The sequence below is a fragment of the Oerskovia rustica genome (genome assembly GCF_014836555.1).
GTDB classification, from domain to species: domain Bacteria; phylum Actinomycetota; class Actinomycetes; order Actinomycetales; family Cellulomonadaceae; genus Oerskovia; species Oerskovia rustica.
The window spans coordinates 72,110-88,337 of the sequence record NZ_JACSQQ010000005.1 but is presented as its reverse complement, the minus strand read 5'-3'; the positions used below and the strand labels follow the sequence as shown (position 1 = coordinate 88,337).

General features: G+C 72.9%; 13 protein-coding genes. 3 read left to right on the top strand and 10 right to left on the bottom strand.

Going from position 1 to position 16,228, the window contains the following annotated elements; all coding sequences use genetic code 11:
- Positions 1-76 precede the first annotated feature (76 nt).
- From H9652_RS04405 to H9652_RS04380, 6 genes are all read right to left on the bottom strand, one after another.
- Positions 77-1,006 carry a TatD family hydrolase gene (locus H9652_RS04405; protein WP_191795052.1) on the bottom strand — a complete coding sequence of 310 codons (930 nt, stop codon included), beginning with the start codon at positions 1,004-1,006 and terminating at the stop codon, positions 77-79.
- Positions 1,007-1,008: 2 nt separating this feature from the next.
- Positions 1,009-2,646, bottom strand: a complete 1,638-nt coding sequence (gene metG / locus H9652_RS04400) for a methionine--tRNA ligase (protein WP_191795051.1) — start codon at positions 2,644-2,646, stop codon at positions 1,009-1,011.
- A gap of 96 nt (positions 2,647-2,742) precedes the next feature.
- A complete protein-coding gene (locus H9652_RS04395; protein ID WP_318243974.1) occupies positions 2,743-3,840 on the bottom strand; it encodes a PQQ-dependent sugar dehydrogenase in 1,098 nt (365 codons plus the stop codon).
- 248 nt (positions 3,841-4,088) lie between these two features.
- Entirely contained in the window at positions 4,089-5,285 is a 1,197-nt protein-coding gene (locus H9652_RS04390) for an aminotransferase class I/II-fold pyridoxal phosphate-dependent enzyme (protein ID WP_225227711.1), read from the bottom strand.
- 65 nt (positions 5,286-5,350) lie between these two features.
- Entirely contained in the window at positions 5,351-6,553 is a 1,203-nt protein-coding gene (locus tag H9652_RS04385; RefSeq protein WP_191795049.1) for a DsbA family protein, read from the bottom strand.
- A 205-nt stretch (positions 6,554-6,758) separates the two neighbouring features.
- Positions 6,759-7,286, bottom strand: coding sequence for a hypothetical protein (locus H9652_RS04380; RefSeq protein WP_191795048.1), 528 nt, complete (start codon positions 7,284-7,286; stop codon positions 6,759-6,761).
- Between the two features lie 198 nt (positions 7,287-7,484).
- On the opposite strand from H9652_RS04380, the gene H9652_RS04375 reads away from it, so the two are divergent.
- Positions 7,485-8,090 carry an isochorismatase family protein gene (locus H9652_RS04375; protein WP_191795047.1) on the top strand — a complete coding sequence of 202 codons (606 nt, stop codon included), beginning with the start codon at positions 7,485-7,487 and terminating at the stop codon, positions 8,088-8,090.
- 76 nt (positions 8,091-8,166) lie between these two features.
- Here the strand turns inward: H9652_RS04375 and rsmI are convergent, their stop codons facing one another.
- Positions 8,167-9,231, bottom strand: a complete 1,065-nt coding sequence (gene rsmI / locus H9652_RS04370; RefSeq protein ID WP_318243973.1) for a 16S rRNA (cytidine(1402)-2'-O)-methyltransferase — start codon at positions 9,229-9,231, stop codon at positions 8,167-8,169.
- Positions 9,232-9,256: 25 nt separating this feature from the next.
- On the opposite strand from rsmI, the gene H9652_RS04365 reads away from it, so the two are divergent.
- Positions 9,257-10,945 carry a dolichyl-phosphate-mannose--protein mannosyltransferase gene (locus tag H9652_RS04365; RefSeq protein WP_191795046.1) on the top strand — a complete coding sequence of 563 codons (1,689 nt, stop codon included), beginning with the start codon at positions 9,257-9,259 and terminating at the stop codon, positions 10,943-10,945.
- Between the two features lie 36 nt (positions 10,946-10,981).
- Here the strand turns inward: H9652_RS04365 and H9652_RS04360 are convergent, their stop codons facing one another.
- The 3 genes from H9652_RS04360 to H9652_RS04350 form a co-directional block, all read right to left on the bottom strand.
- Positions 10,982-12,445 carry a family 20 glycosylhydrolase gene (locus H9652_RS04360; protein ID WP_225227710.1) on the bottom strand — a complete coding sequence of 488 codons (1,464 nt, stop codon included), beginning with the start codon at positions 12,443-12,445 and terminating at the stop codon, positions 10,982-10,984.
- A 124-nt stretch (positions 12,446-12,569) separates the two neighbouring features.
- Positions 12,570-14,231, bottom strand: coding sequence for a hypothetical protein (locus tag H9652_RS04355; protein ID WP_191795044.1), 1,662 nt, complete (start codon positions 14,229-14,231; stop codon positions 12,570-12,572).
- Positions 14,232-14,339: 108 nt separating this feature from the next.
- Positions 14,340-15,428: a fatty acid desaturase family protein gene (locus H9652_RS04350; RefSeq protein WP_225227709.1), complete on the bottom strand. Its 1,089-nt coding sequence runs from the start codon at positions 15,426-15,428 to the stop codon at positions 14,340-14,342.
- Positions 15,429-15,698: 270 nt separating this feature from the next.
- Here H9652_RS04350 and H9652_RS04345 point away from each other — a divergent pair, with 270 nt between their 5' ends.
- Complete coding sequence (locus H9652_RS04345; RefSeq protein WP_191795043.1) at positions 15,699-16,187, top strand: DUF4190 domain-containing protein; 489 nt, start codon at positions 15,699-15,701, stop codon at positions 16,185-16,187.
- Positions 16,188-16,228 lie beyond the last annotated feature (41 nt).

The window sequence follows — 16,228 nt, the reverse complement described above, 5'->3', positions numbered from 1 at the left end:
CGTAATGGATACGTGACCTCCGGGGGAAGTCCGTCCGGCGCGTCGCGGCCGGCGCACCGGCCCCGACGGCCCCGGCTCACCAGGGGCCGTAGACCTGCTCGGCCGTCGTGCTCAGCCGGGCGCAGACCTCGACGAGCGGAACGCCCGTGACCTCGGCGACCTTGCGCACCGTGTGCGGCAGCAGATAGGGGGCGTTGGGACGCCCCCTGTACGGGTGCGGCGTGAGATAGGGCGCGTCGGTCTCGACGAGCACCTGGGCGAGCGGGACCGCCGCGAGGGCCGCACGCAGCTCGTCGTTCGCGCCGAACGTCACGGGGCCCGCGAACGACAGGTACCAGCCCTGCGCCGCGCACAACCGGGCCATCTCGACGTCGCCCGAGAAGCAGTGGAAGACGGTCCGTTCGGGCGCGCCGTCCGCGAGGAGCACCTCGACGACCTCGGCGTGCGCGTCCCGGTCGTGGATCTGGAGCGGGAGCCCGAGCTCCTTCGCGAGCGCGACGTGCGCCCGGAACGACTCGCGCTGGACCGCCGCGCCCTGTGATCCGGTGCGGAACAGGTCCATGCCCGTCTCGCCGATCGCGCGGATGCGGTCGTTGCCGCGCGCAAGGGCGGCGATCTCCGCGATCGCGTCGTCGAGCCCGACGGCGTGACGCGCCTCGGGCGCCGGCGTCAGGCCGTCGGGGCCCACCTCCGTGACGCCCGCGTGCAGGGTCGCCTCGTTGGGGTGGATCGCGATCGCGCCGAGGAGCGCCCGGTGCTCACGTACCAGGACGTCGGTCAACCGGGCGGAGGGCAGGTCGCAGCCGACCTGCACCATCCGGTCCACACCCGCCCGGGCCGCGTCCTCGAGGTGCTGCTCGACCGTCGGGACGGGGACCGCTCGCCCCTCCTCGTCGACGTCGGGCAGGACGCCCGCGATCGACTCGAGGTGCGTGTGATCGTCGACCACGGGCAGCGGCAGCGCCTCGGGGGCGGGCGGCCACCCGCGCTCGCGCTTGCGCGCCACGGTCAGGCGCCCTCGACGACCGGGTCCTCGAGGCGCGGGAACAGCGACGCGCCCTTGGTGACCGTGGTGCCGGCGGGCAGCGCACCGAAGCGCGCGGCGCCGTCGACCGGCTGGACCGCGAGCGTGCCGAGCGGCGCCTCGGCGCCGAGCGACTCCCAGAGCGCCTGGGCGGCCTTCGGGGTGATCGGGTGGAGCAGGACGGCGAGCGAGCGCAGCGCCTCGGCGGCCGTGACGAGGATCGTGGCGAGGCGGCCCTCCTGGACCGAGACGGCGTCGGCCGTCTTCTCCTCGTCGAGCTTCGCGACCTTCCACGGCTCCTGCTCCGTGAGGTACAGGTTCGTGGCGTCGACGAGCGTCCACACCGCGTTGATGGCCTCGTGGATCGCGAGCGCGTCGATCGCCCTCTCGGCGGCCGCGACCGCCTGGGCGGCGACCTGCTCGAGCGCCTGCTCGGCCGGCCCGGCGGGGCCCGCCTGCGGGAGCACGCCCCCGTAGTACTTGCCGACCATGGCCGCGACGCGCGACGCGAGGTTGCCGAACCCGTTCGCGAGCTCCGCGTTGTAGCGGGCCGAGAGGTCCTCCCACGAGAACGACCCGTCCTGGCCGAACGCGATGGCACGCATGAAGTAGTAGCGGAACGCGTCGGACCCGAAGTGGTCGATGATCTGGCTCGGGGCGATGCCCGTGAGCTTCGACTTGCTCATCTTCTCGCCGCCGACCAGGAGCCAGCCGTGCGCGAACACCGTCCTGGGCAGGGGCAGTCCCGCGGCCATGAGCATCGCGGGCCAGATCACCGCGTGGAAGCGCAGGATGTCCTTGCCGACGAGGTGCACGCTCGCGGGCCACGTGGCCGCGAACCTGGCCTGCTGCTCGGGGTCGTCGCTGTCCAGCCCGACGGCGGTCGCGTAGTTGAGCAGCGCGTCGAACCACACGTAGAGCACGTGCGTGGTGTCCCACGGGATGGGGATGCCCCAGTCGAACGTGTTGCGCGAGATCGACAGGTCCTGCAGGCCGCCCTTGACGAACGCGAGCACCTCGTTGCGGGCGCTGGCCGGCTGGACGAACTCGGGGTGCGCCTCGTAGAGCGCGAGCAGGCGGTCCTGGTACGCGCTCATCTTGAAGAAGTAGTTCTGCTCGGAGAGCATCTCGACGGGCTTGCCGTGGATGGGGCAGAGCTTCTGACCCTCGTACTCGCCCGTGCCGTCGACCAGGTCGCCCGGGAGCTTGTACTCCTCGCAGCCCACGCAGTACGGGCCCTCGTACGAGCCCGCGTAGATCTCGCCCTTGTTGTACAGGTCCTGGATGAACGCCTGTACACGGTCGGTGTGGCGCGGCTGGGTCGTGCGGATGAAGTCGTCGTTGAGCGCGTCGAGCGTGTGCAGGACGGGCTTCCACGAGCTCTCGACCAGGCGGTCCGCCCACTCCTGGGGGGTCACGCCGTTGGCCTCGGCCGTGCGCATGACCTTCTGACCGTGCTCGTCCGTCCCCGTCAGGAACCAGACCGGCTCCTGGCGCTGGCGGTGCCAGCGGGTGACGACGTCGGCCGCGACCGTCGTGTACGCGTGCCCGATGTGCGGGGCGTCGTTCACGTAGTAGATCGGGGTCGTGAGATAGAAGGTCTCCGGGGCTGCGTCAGGCATGGTCCTCATCGTAGTTGGCTCGGCCCCGCTGCTGCGCCGCCGTCCGCGGACCACGCCGACGGTGACGTACCCGCCCGCCGACGGTGACGCGCCCGCTCAGCCCGTCCCGAAGCCGACCCGCAGCAGGTGGTCGTCGCCCGCGGACGGGCTCCCCCGCCCGTCCGTCTCGTTCGTCAGCACGAGCAGCGCCCACGGCCGGTCCGTGTCCGTGGCCCGGAAGGGGAACGGGACCACGGCACGCAGCCGCCCCCACTCCCCCGTGAGCAGCGCCTGCGGCTCGCCGAACGCCGAGGGCGAGCCTCCGCCGTCGGGCGACTGGTCCGGGGCCCACGCGAACGGGATGCGCCACAGGCGCTCACCGCGCAGCCCCGCGACGTACACGGCGTCACGCAGGACCGCGAGGCCGCTCGGACTCGCCTCCGACGTGGGCCAGGTCGCGACCGGGTCGACGAAGGCCGTCCCGTCAGGGGCGGTGGCGGCACCGAGAGTGCCCTCGCGCTCGGGCCAGCCGTAGTTGCCGCCCGGGACGATCACGTTGACCTCGTCGAGGGTGTTCTGGCCGAACTCGCTCGCGAACATCCGTCCCGTCGCGTCCCACCCCAGCCCCTGCACGTTGCGGTGCCCCAGGCTCCACACGCGCGAGCCGCCCGGGTTGCCCGGCGCCGCCTGGCCGTCGAGGGCGACCCGCAGGATCTTGCCCGCGAGCGAGTCCGGGTCCTGCGCTGCCCCCGACTCGGTCGCGTCACCCGTCGCGACGTACAGGAAGCCGTCCGGCCCGAACGCGACCTGGCCGCCGTTGTGGTTGCTCGCCTTCGGGATGCCGTCCACGACCGTCGTCAGCTCGCCGAGCACCGCCGTGCCCGGGTCGAAGGTTCCGCGCAGCACCTCGTTGCCGTCCGCGCCGGTCCGATAGACCACGACCGTGCCGTCGGTCGCGAAGGTCGGCGAGACCGCGACCCCCAGCAGCCCGCCCTCGCCTCCGTGGTCGGTGCCGGACGCGAGATCGTCGGCGCCCGGGCCGGTGACCCGGGTCACGGTCCCTGCCGCTGGGTCCAGGACGCTCACCGTCCCCTCGTCGCGCGAGGTGCTCAGCACCCGCTCGTCGGGGAGCGCGGCGAGGCCCCAGGGTGAGGGCAGGTCGTCGATCAGGGACCTCGCCGCCGCGGTGACCGACGGGACGACGGACAACGGCACCGTGGGGGTCGGCGCCGGACTCGGCGCCGGCGCAGCGGTCCCGGACGGTTCCCCGGGTGGTGTCACCGTGGGACCGAGACCGTCAGACGCCTCATCCGAGCACGCCGCCAGGGCCAGGAGCGTGGCCGCGGCCAGCATCCGCGGCGATCGTCGCCACACCTGCATGGCCGCCTCCCAGCATCCGTCCGGCACCCGACCGGCACCCGACCGGCACCGTCGTCGCAGCCAATCGTCGCAGGCGCGCCGCGCTACTGCAGCCGCGTCAGCCCCTTCTTGAGGTTGCGGATCGCCTGCGCGGTGCGCTGCTCGTTCTCGATAAGGGCGAACCGCACGAACCCGTCGCCCCCGGGCCCGAACCCGACCCCGGGCGAGACCGCGACGTCGCACTCCTCGATCACGTGGGTCGCGAACTCGATCGACCCCATCTCGCGGTACGGCTCGGGGATGCGAGCCCACGCGAACATGGTGCCCTTCGGCCGGTGGATGTCCCACCCGATGCGGTCGAGCCCGTCGCACAGCGTGTTGCGGCGCGACTCGTACACCGCCGAGACCTCGGTCGGGAAGTCGAGCGCCTCGTTGAGCGTCACGGTCGCCGCGATCTGGATGGGCTGGAACGTGCCGTAGTCGAGGTACGACTTGAGCTTCGCGAGCGCCCCCACGACGTCCGGGCGCCCTACGAGGAACGCCACGCGCCAGCCCGCCATCGAGTACGACTTGGTCATCGAGTAGAGCTCGACCGCGACCTCCTTGGCCCCGTCGCACTCCATGATCGACGGCGGGCGCCAGCCGTCGAACGTCATGTCGGCATAGGCGAGGTCGTGCACCAGGACCACGTCGCGCTCGCGCGCCCAGTCGACCAGGCGCTGCAGGTCCTCCTTGGTCGCGATCGTCGTGGTCGGGTTGTGCGGGAAGGACAGGACCACGACGCGGGCCTTGGGCCACCCGTACTCCCACGACTCCATCACGCGGTCGATGTACCCGGCCGCGTCCGTGCCGTCACCGATCGCGACCTGGCGGGCGTCGGCCCCCGCGAAGTACGGACCCCAGATGTGGATGGGGTAGCTGGGCGTCGGCACGATCGCGGCGTCGCCCGGCTGGAGCAGGACCCACATGAGGTGGCTGAACCCCTCCTTGGCGCCGATGGTCGAGATGATCTCGGTGTCCGGGTCGAGCGTCACGCCGAACCGGCGCTGGTACATGTCCGCCGCCGCCTGCCGCAGCTTGGGGATGCCGCGCGACGCCGAGTAGCGGTGGTTGCGCGTGTTGTGGACCGCCTCCGCGAGCTTGTCGACCGCGACCTGCGGGCTCGGCAGGTCGGGGTTGCCGAAGCCCAGGTCGATCACGTCGCGCCCGGCGCGGCGTGCCTCGAGCTTGAGCGAGTCGATGATCGTGAAGACGTACGGGGGCAGGCCGGGGATCCGGCGGAACTCCATCTCGCGTGGCATGCATGGCAGGGTACGCCTGCCCCGCGCACGAGCGCCGTCCGGTCCGCAGGGGTCGGACGGCCGGTTCAGACGGACTCGCCCTCGACCGCCCGCGGGAGCGCCTGCGGGTCGGTCCAGTCCCCTTCCCACCGTTCGCCGTCGATCACGATGGTCGGCGTGCCGAAGCCGCGTGGGCCTTCGAGCGCAGGGTCGCCCGTCGCGGTGCCGGTCGCCGCGGCGACCCAGCCCGCGAACTGCGACGCACCCCCGTCGGCGATCTCGGCGGCGACGTCCGCGGGCACTCCTGCCGCGCGGGCGACGTCCGCGATCTGCTCGTCGCTCAGTCCTGCCGTCCCCTCCTCCGGCTGGCCCGCGAGGAGTCCGGCGTGGAAGTCCTGGAACGTGTCGGGGGCCCGGTCGGCCACGAAGGCCGCCGACGCGGCCGCGCGCGTCGAGTACTGCGAACCCTGCGAGTACCGGTCGAGGATCGCGATGGGATGGACGACCACGCGGGCGCTCCCGTCGTCCCGCAGGGCTGCGAGCCCCGCGCCGTTGATCTCCTCGAACTGCCCGCAGACGGGGCACATGTAGTCGACGTAGACCTCGATGGTCACCGGGGCCGCCGGGTCCCCCGCCCCGGCGAGGAGGCCGTGGTCGGGCGTCGCGTTCGCGGGCGCGTCCGACGTGGAGCCCTGCTCGGGTGCAGGCGAGGTGCCGGGCGAGGCGCCCTGGCCCTGCTCGGTCCCGGTCGCGGGGGCGGCGGAGGGCGTTCCGCCGGTCGTGGCCAGGAACACGACGAGCGCCACGAGGAGCACCAGGACCAGGCCGGCGAGCACGGCGAGCAGGGTCACGCGCGCCCGCCGTGGGGAGGAGGGCCGGGGCCCGTGGACCGCGGCGACCTGCGGCCCGACGGCGTAGGCCGCCCCGCCCGGGTACGTCGCGGCGCGAGATGGTGCGGCCAGGTACGCCGTCCCCGGGGCCGGCGCAGCGGGGTACGTCGAGGCGGGGTACGCAAAAGGCTGCCCGACCTCCGACGGACCCGCGACGGCGCGTGGTGCGTAGGGCGAGGCGAACCGGGGCGCGTCGGCCTCCTCCCGTGCACGGGCCGCGAGCGCCGCGTCGACGGCCGGGTCGCCCCAGGCAGCGAGCCAGGAGAGCAGCTCGGGGTAGGCGCCGGGGTGCACGGCGACGTGGGGGCGCAGGTCGGGGTGCTCGGCCGCGACCTGGGCGAGCACGGTCGGTGGCGCTGCCGGGTCCTGGACGGCGCGAAGGGCCTCGTCGTGAAGCATGTCGGTCCTCGGTGTCTCGTGGGCGGCAGGGGCGCGCGGGCGGCGGGTGCGACCGGCGCCGTCGGGCGGGGCTGGTCTCCAGACGCGGCTCGCGCCGTCAGGGTACGCGGTTCCCTTGCCCCGGGCGCCGTTGCCCACAGCGGCCGCCCGAGCGGGCTCGACAGCCCGGAGATCGCGCCGGGGTCGTCCCCGCCGTCCCCCGCTCTCAGGCCCCCGGTGCCCATCCGAGGTTGCGGGCCATCTGCTCGAGCGTCGCGATCGTCCGGTCGTACTGCTCGCGCGTGATGCCCTCGGCGAGCCGCTCACGCGTGATCGAGACGGCGTCGAGCAGGTCGTGGTAGGCGTGCTGGCCCGCGACCGTCACCTCCCAGCCCGATCCTCCCTGCGCGATCCAGCCCCTGGTCCGCAGGTCGGAGATCTCGGCGGACACCCCGGCCGCCTGGCCTGGGGAACCACCGGCACCGCCCGCGGGCGCGAACGGTGACAGGACGCTGTCGACCGTCGTGGCGTCCGAGACGCCGTCGCGGATCATGTTGAGGACCTGCCAGTGGCGGCGGGTGAGGCCGGTGCGCAGGAAGACGTCGTCGAAGCTCTGGTCGATCAGCCGGTCGACGAGCTTGAGCCAGTACCCGATGGGCCGCTCCCCCGGCGCGTGACCGGCGGAGGGAGCGGTCGCCGGCCCGGTCTCGTGCTCGGTCGGGCTCGGGCGGTCGGTCGCGCCTGTGGTGCTCATCCTCGGGCTCCTTCGCTCGGACCGTCCGACGAGGCCCGCCGGCGGATCTCGACCCAGCCTACGAACGACGGGCCCGGCGCGCGCCGCCAACGCCCGCCACCATCGCCGACGCCGATGCCCGCACCCCGGCACCCCGCCCGTGGACCCGGACCGACCCCGCGCGTTCCCCGCCCCGCCGGGCGGTGGCAGAGTGGTGCCATGACCAGCACCGACACCCCGGCCACGGGCCGTGCCCTGATCGTCGTCGACGTCCAGCCCACGTTCTGCGAGGGCGGTGAGCTCGCGGTCGAGGGCGGCAACGCGGTCGCCGAGGCCATCGCGGTCTTCGCCGCCGAGCGCCGCGCGGGCTACGACCTCGTCGTGACGACCCAGGACTGGCACGTCGACCCGGGCCACCACTTCGCGACAGCCCCCGAGGTTCCCGACTTCGTCGACACGTGGCCGCCGCACGGCCTCGCGGGCACGCCGAACGCCGAGCTGCACCCGGCCCTCGCGGACCTCGCTCCCGATGCGAGCGTCAAGAAGGGCGAGTACCAGGCGGCGTACTCGGGCTTCGAGGGGGTCGACGGCGAGGGCCGCTCCCTCGCACAGGTCCTCCAGGAGGCGGGGGTCTCCTCGGCCGACGTCGTCGGGATCGCGGAGTCGCACTGCGTCCGGGCGACCGCGCTGGACGCGCACGCGCTGGGGCTCGCGACCCGGGTCCTGACGGATCTCACGGTCCCGGTCTCGGCCGAGCTCGGGGAGGCTGCCCGGATCGAGCTCGCGGCGGCGGGCGTCGAGCTGGTGCGCTCGACCGAGGCGTGAGGCTCGTCAGGACGAGCGTGGCCTCGGGTCCTCGCTCGTCCTGACGGGCAGCCCCGCCCGCCGGCCGGTGAGCCCGTCAGGCCTTGCGCGCCGCGAGCGCCGCCGCGTACAGGTCGCGCTTGGGCACGCCCGCGGCGGTCGCGACCTCGGCGACGGCCTCCTTGAGGCGCTCCCCGGCGGCGACCCTGGCCAGGACCTCCGCGACGAGCTCCTCGACGGACACGGCCTCGCGCGCGGGCGCCCCGGCCACGACGACGCAGATCTCTCCCCGGAGCTGACGGTCGGCGGCCTCGGCAGCGAGCTCGCCGAGCGTGCCGCGCAGCACCTCCTCGTACGTCTTGGTCAGCTCGCGGCACACGGCCGCGGGGCGGTCGGCCCCGAAGCCCTCGGCCATCGCGGCGAGCGTGTCGTCGATGCGGTGCGGGGCCTCGAAGAAGACCATGGTCCGGGGTTCGCGCGCGAGGGCCTCGAACGTGCGGGCGCGCTCGCCGGGCTTGCGGGGCGGGAAGCCCTCGAAGCAGAAGCGGTCGGTCGGCAGGCCGGACAGCGCGAGCGCGGTCAGGACCGCGCTCGGGCCGGGGGCCGAGGTGATGGGCAGGTCACGCTCGACCGCCCGTGTCACGACCCGGTAGCCGGGGTCCGAGACGGACGGCATGCCGGCGTCGGTCACGATCACGACCGTGCCACCGCCCTCGACGACGTCGAGCAGCTCGTCGGCGCGCTCGACCTCGTTGTGCTCGTGATAGCTCACGACGCGTCCGCCGATCGACACGCCCATGCGCGCGGCGAGGGCGTGCAGGCGGCGGGTGTCCTCGGCCGCGACGACCGCGGACTCCGTCAGGAGGCGTCGCAACCGCGGGCTCGCGTCCTCGACGTTGCCGATGGGCGTCGCGGCCAGGACCAGGTGCCCGTCGTCCTTGGCGCCGCGCCCGGCGGGCAGGCCCTCGTCCGAGGTCTCGTGGTCGCTCGCCGTGGAGGTCCCGTCCTCCGGCCCGACGACGTCGCTCGCCTCAGGCGCCTCGCCTCCCACCTGCTCGCCCGCCTCGGCGAGGTGCCCTGCGGCCCGGACCGGTGCGGCGCCGTCGGGCAGGGGGACGGACGACTCAGGAGTGGGCGCGGGCGCGGGGCGGGCGGTGCTCATACCCCCTAGCGTTCCACGTCCTACGATGGCCGACGTGCCCCAGCCTTCCTCGGACCCGACGCCGGCCGTCCCTGCCCCCGCGACCGACGACCCGTTCCCGACACCCCGGGCCGAGACGGTCGAGGCGCCGGACCCGGCGCTGCCGGCCCGGGACCGCCTGCTGCTGACGCTGCTCGGCGCGCGCCGCCTCGCGCTCGGGGCGACGTCGAAGGACCGGCTGTGGAGCTGGCTGGGCCCCGGGCTCGTCGCGCTGCTCGCCGGCGTGCTGCGGCTGTGGGACCTGGGCCGCCCCAGCACCCTGGTCTTCGACGAGACGTACTACGTCAAGCAGGCGTACACGCTGCTGCGGGTCGGGTTCGAGGCGAAGTGGCCCGAGGAGCCCAATCCCGCGTTCGAGGCGGGAAACGTCGACACGTTCCTGAACCTGCCCGACTACGTGGTGCACCCTCCCCTGGGAAAGTGGATGATCGCGGGCGGCATGCAGCTCTTCGGGGGCGCCGAGAACCCGTGGTCGTGGCGCATCTCGACCGCGGTGGTCGGCGTGCTCGCCGTGTTCCTCCTGGCCCGGATCGCGCGCCGCCTGTTCGCGTCGACCGCGATGGGCGTCCTCGCGGGCGGGCTGCTGGCGATCGACGGCATGGCGATCGTGCACTCGCGCACGGGGCTGCTCGACAACTTCCTCATGTTCTGGGTGCTCGTCGCGTTCGGCTTCCTGCTGCTGGACCGGGAGCAGGCGAGGCGGCGGCTCGCCGACAAGGTGGGGGCGATCCTCGACGCGGGCCAGGAGATCGGCCGGTACGGGCCGTGGCTCGGGTGGAGGTGGTGGCGCTTCGCGGCGGCCGTCTCGCTCGGCCTCGCGTGCGGGGTCAAGTGGTCCGGCCTGTACTTCCTCGCCGTGTTCGCGCTGCTGTCGGTGCTGTGGGACGCGAGCGCGCGCCGCGCCGTCGGGATCAAGCGGTGGTGGGAGGACGCGCTCCTGCTCGACGCCGTCCCCGCCGCGCTGATCATGCTGCCCACCGCGGCGCTCACCTACCTGGCCACGTGGTTCTCCTGGTTCCGCTCGCCCAGCGCGTACATGCGGGACTGGGCCGCGGAGCACCCCGGCGAGGGTGTGCAGTGGCTCCCCGAGTCGTTGCGGTCGCTGTGGGCGTACCACCAGAAGATGATGGACTTCCACACCGGGCTCAGCGCCGAGCACGCGTACGCCTCCAAGCCCGTCGGCTGGCTCGTCCAGTGGCGCCCGACGTCGTTCTACTACCGCGACGGGTCCGACGGCGTGACGGGCTGCGGCTACGACGAGTGCGCGCGCGTCGTCACGTCGCTCGGCAACCCGGTCCTGTGGTGGTCGGCGGCCCTCGCGGTCGTCGCGACCGTGGTGCTCCTGGTGTGGCGCAAGGACTGGCGGGCCACGGCCGTCCTCAGCGGCCTCGTCGCCGGCTGGCTCCCCTGGTTCGCGTACCCGGACCGCACGATCTTCACGTTCTACGCGATCGTGTTCACCCCGTGGGTGGTCCTCGCGCTCGTCTACGTCGTGACGGTCCTGCTGGAGCGGACCGAACGGCTCCCCTCGGCCAGGGGCTGGGTGATCTGGGGAGTGACGGCGCTCATGACCGTGATCGTGGTGATGAGCATCTTCTTCTACCCGATCTGGACGGCCATGAACGTCCCCGAGTGGTTCTGGCGCCTGCACATGTGGCTGCCGAGCTGGATCTAGCCGCCCGCCCCGACGCGGCGCCGAGCGTGCGGTCGGCTACGACCAGTCGACCTGCGGCGTCTCGTGGAACGGCAGGCCCTCGCGGCGCCACGTCGCGGCCTCGCTCACGACGCGGCGACGGTAGTCCTCCCAGTCCTTGCGCTCGGGGGCGGTCCAGGCGACCTCCGCTGCGGCGGACAGCCGCGGCAGCAGCATGCCGAACAGCTCCTCCTGGGTCGACAGGGTCTCGGTCCAGATCGCGGCCTCGACGCCCTCGACCTGATCGGCGGGCAGCCCGGGGATGATCTCGGCCGGGTCCCAGTCGTACGCCGTACGCAGCTCGATGAGCCCGGCCCAGTCCTGCCCCAGGGGGTACTCGGCGGTGTACTTCATGTCGAGGTACGCGTGGTTGCCGGGCGACATGATGAAACGTGAACCGCGCTCCGCCGCGGCCAGGAAGGGCGCGACGTCGGTGCGCGTGTCCCAGTACTGGACCAGCGTCTCGGGCCTGGTGTCGGCCTGCGCGGCCTCCTGCCAGGCGATGACCTTCTTGCCCGTGCCGAGCACGATCTCCTCGAGCAGCGCGATGAACTTCGCGTACTCCTCGGCCCCGAGCGTCAGCGCCTCGTCACCGCCGACGTGGAGGTAGTCGCCGTCCGTGATCGCGGCGATGTCGGCGAGGACGTCGCGCAGGAAGGGCTCGGTCGCGGGCAGGTCGTAGGTGAGCTGCGAGAACCCGACCTCGATGCCCTCGTACTTGGCGGTGCGCTGCCCGTCGGCGCGCAGCTCGCCGTAGACCGCGGTCGCGGCGTTGGTGTGCCCGGGCAGGTCGATCTCGGGGACGACGGTCACGAAGCGGTCTGCGGCGTAGTCCTGCAGGCGGCGGAAGTCCGCGAGGCTCAGGTGTCCCCCGGCCTTGCCGCTCGTCGAGGTGTCGGACGAGAGCTTCGCGAGCTCAGGTCGCGACGGGGTCTCGATGCGCCAGCCCTGGTCGTCCGTGAGGTGCAGGTGCAGGACGTTGAGCTTGTACGACGCGAGGACGTCGATCACGAGCTCGAGCTGCTCGAGCGGGAAGAAGTTGCGGGCGACGTCGAACGAGAGGCCGCGCCACGCGTAGCGCGGGGCGTCGCGCACGACGACGGCGCTCACCTCCGCGCCCTGCTCGCCCTCGGTCACGAGCTGGCGGAGGGTCTGCACGGCGTCGAACAGCCCGACGGGCTGGACGGCGGTCAGCACGGCCCCCGACCCGGACACCTCGAGTGTGTGGCGCTCGGGACTCGTCGACCCCGCGGGGCCCGCGTCCTCGGCGAGACGCAGCTCGACCGTGGGGGCGCCGTCGGGCCGGGAGCCCGCGACCGTGACCCGCGTGCCTGCCGCACGCGTCAGGAGCTCGGCGGCGTACGCGGCGACGTGCTGCTCGACGGCGGAGGGACCGGCGACGACGACGGCCCCTTCGAGCGGGAGCGCTTCGCCTCCTGCCGGGGAGTCGACCTGCAGGGGCTGGGGAATGATGGCGACCATCGGAGACCTCGTCGTCGTGGTTGTCTCGACCCGACCCTGTCGAATCGATTCGTCTGTACTGGCCGACATACCGTAACCGGCCCGGCCGACGGGAACAAGAACGCGACCGGGCTGCGCGCCCGACCTACTCGACGACGACGACGAGAGGCGCCGGGGCGACCGGCTCCGTGGTCGCGGCCCGCTCGGGCGTCACCTCGCCCGCGAGGTCTGTACGCCCCCAGCGCAGGGCCGCGGGCGCACCCGCCGTGAGCGCGTCCCAGGCCTTGCTCCGTGCGGAGTACGAGCCTGCGACGTCGGAGTGCACCACGACGACGACCGAGTCGTCGGTCGTGGCGAGAGCACCGAGGTTCGTCACCGACCTCGGCGTCGAGGCGTGCACGACGAGCAACTTCTGCGGGAGCGTCTTCGCCTCCACGAAGCCCGCCAGGTACGAGACGACCTCGTTGATCTCCTCCGCGGGAACCTCCCCGTCCTTCTTCACCGCGCCGCCCGCACGGCGAGCATCGAGGTCGAGCGAGACACCCACCCCGGGCAGCGCGAGCAGGTCCGCGTACCGCTCGACCTGGTCGACGAACGACGCCCGGCCGGGCTGGATCTCGAGCAGCACCTGCTGCCCCGCGTCGAGCGCGGCCTGCACGGCGGGCCTGACGGCCTCCACGGCGAGCTCGGTCGAGTAGTTCCCGTCCTTGCCCGCGGCTCCCGAGGCCTCGGTCACGACGAGCTCCACGGTCGGGACCGTCACCGTCTCGTCGCCCGCGACCGTCGCGACCTCGACGTACGGCTCGGCGCGAGACGCGGCCTTCTCGACCATCTCGGCGACCTTGGCCGGGGTCGACGGGACGGTGGTCGAGGGCAGCACCACGAACCGCTTGCCCTCGGACACGAGCTGCCCGCCCCCGACGAGCTCCACCCCCGTCTCCGCCGCCCGCACACGCGCCGTGAGGTCGTCGACCGTGCCGAAGGACTCGCCGATGCCGACGACGGCCAGCGCCTTGGCCTTGGCCATGGCCTGGACCGATGCGCTGGTCGCCCGCGGGTCGCCCCCGGCCACCGCGAGCGGGACCACTCCGGCGGCCTGCGCCGTCGCGAGCGCGGCCGTCTGACCGGGCGCCTCGTCGACCAGCGCCAGGACCTCCGTGAGAAGTCGGGGCGACGCGGTCTCGGGAAGCTGGTCACGCACTTCGGCCAGGTCGTTCTCGTCGATCTCGGACCCGCCGTCCGCGGTCGCGACGAGTGCGCCCGCGTCCAGCGTGACGGCGTCGAGAGCGGGGTCGATCGCCTCGACGGACTTCCTCGCCTCCTGCTCCAGGTCCTCGCTCGACAGCACCGGCACGGCAGCAGCCCCGGCGGTGACGACCCCGGCCGCGTCGACGTTCGGCGCCCGGTCAGGCGTCACGACCACGGCGGTGACCGCTCCGAGACGCTCGACCTCCTTGGCGAGCCCGCTGTCGGCGATCGCCCCGCCCGTGAGCAGGACCGGCGCGTGGAGATCGAGCGCGGCCGCCGCGGCGGCACCCTGTGCGGTCTCGTCGTCCGCGTCGGCCAGGACCACCACGGGAGCCCGCTCGAAGAACGACTGGCTCGCCGTGAGCGCGAGCTCCGCGGGATCGGTCGAGGTCAGGACGAGCACGGGGGCGATCTTGTCCACCGCCGCGGCACGCAGGTCCTGGGTCGGGTTCTCGGACCCCTCGCCCGACACGTCGCCGCCGCCGCACGCGGCCAGCAGGGACGTCGTCAGCGCGAGCGACGTGGCGACCAGGACAAATCGGACCTTCCGTGAATTCACGTCTCTATCATCCCCTACTGCGTGTGTCGCGCCGAGTCGTCGGCGCGTCGCCGTGGGGCTCCGTCGCCCGATGCCGTCGCTTGCCGTCGGAGTCGACCGCCCGCAGGCTCAGCGTACCGAACGGTACTGCGCCGTGAGGGGGCACTGGAACGGGTCGCGCGCCGCGAGGCCGACCCTGTTCAGGTACCGGACGACGATCCGGTACGAGTCCACGAGGGTCGTCTCGGTGTAGAGGATGCCCCGCTCGGCGCAGAACTCCTTGACGATGGGTCGGACCTTGCGCAGCGAAGGACGCGGCATGCTCGGGAAGAGGTGGTGCTCGATCTGGAAGTTCAGGCCGCCCATCGCGACGTCCACCCAGCGGCCACCCGTGATGTTGCGGGACATGAGCACCTGACGGCGCAGGAAGTCGATCTTGACGTCCGGGGCGACGGTCGGCATGCCCTTGTGGTTCGGCGCGAACGACGCCCCCATGAGCACCCCGAACAGGCCGAGCTGGACGCCGAGGAAGGCGAAGCCCATCCCCACGGGCAGGACAAGGAAGACGGCTGCGAGGTAGCCGCCGAGACGGAGAACGACGAACACGATCTCCACGGTGCGGCGCTTGACCGGCCCCCGGCCGAAGATGGTCTTGATGCCCGAGACGTGCAGGTTGAGGCCCTCGAGGAGCAGCAGGGGGAAGAAGAGGTATCCCTGTCGCGCGGCGAACCACGCGCGCAGCCCGCTCTTGGTCTCGGTGAGGGTCTCGGTCTCCCAGACCAGCACGCCGTTGATCATGTCCGGGTCGCCGCCGCGGGTGTTGGGCTTGGCGTGGTGGCGCGAGTGCTTGTGCTGCCACCAGCCGTAGGACAGCCCGCCCAGGAGGTTGGCGACGACCAGGCTCGCCCAGTCGTTCCAACCGCCCGAACGGAAGATCTGGCGGTGCGCGGCATCGTGCCCCAGGAACGCCGTCTGCGTCAGGAGCACCGCGAGCAGCGCGGCGATGCCCATCTGCCACCAGGACTCGCCGATGAGGACGAACGCGACCCCGGTCGCCGCGAGCAGGGCGAGCAGGACAGAGAACTTGGTCCAGTAGTACCCGTAGCGACGGCGCATGAGGCCGAGCTCCTGGACGGTCCGGGTGAGAGCGGTGAACTCGCTGACCTGGCGTTCACGCGGAGACTGTGCGCGGCCAGGAGCGGTGGCGTCGAGCGTCAAGGGATGGCCTCTCGTGGTCACAGACGCGACGCCCGGGGGCAGCACATCCGACGGGTGGTTTCGTCGCGAACGTGACCGACAGTACCCGCACAACCTACGCAAGCGTAGGTTTGTCCACGACGAGATCGTCGACGCCACGAGACCTTCACAACCGGCCCGCGCGGTGCGAGACCGACGACGTCGCTCCCGACACGTCACGGGCGAGCGTTGTCCGGGGTCACCAGGCACGCCATACTTGGGCCCGATCCCAGCCCGTCCACAAGGAGCGACATGTCCAACTCTGACCAGAACCCGTCCAGCACGCCCGACCCCTACGGCGCGCCCCAGGACCCGGCTGCCGGCCAGGCACCCCAGGCGCCGCAGTACGGCGTCCCGGCCCCCGGCGCACCCCAGGCGCCCCAGTACGGCGCACCGCAGGCGCCCGCCCCCCAGGGGTACGGCGCCGCGGCCCCCGCGACCGACCCCGGCAAGACGCTCGGCATCGTGGGCCTCGTCCTGTCGATCCTCGGCTGCACGTCGCTCATCGGTCTGATCCTCAGCATCGTCGCGCTGAGCAAGTCCAAGAAGGCCGGCTACAAGAACGGCATCGCGCTCGCCGGCATCATCGTGGGCGCTGTGCTGCTGGTCGCCTCGATCATCGGTGGGATCATCTTCCTCACCGCAGGCGGGGCCCTCGTCAACGACCTGCTCGAGACCTGCCAGAACGTCCCCTCGGGCGAGACCGTCGTGTGGCAGGGCGAGACCGTCACCTGCCCGTGACGCCTTGGCTGCGCACCGACCCGTGGGCCCCGACCGTACGC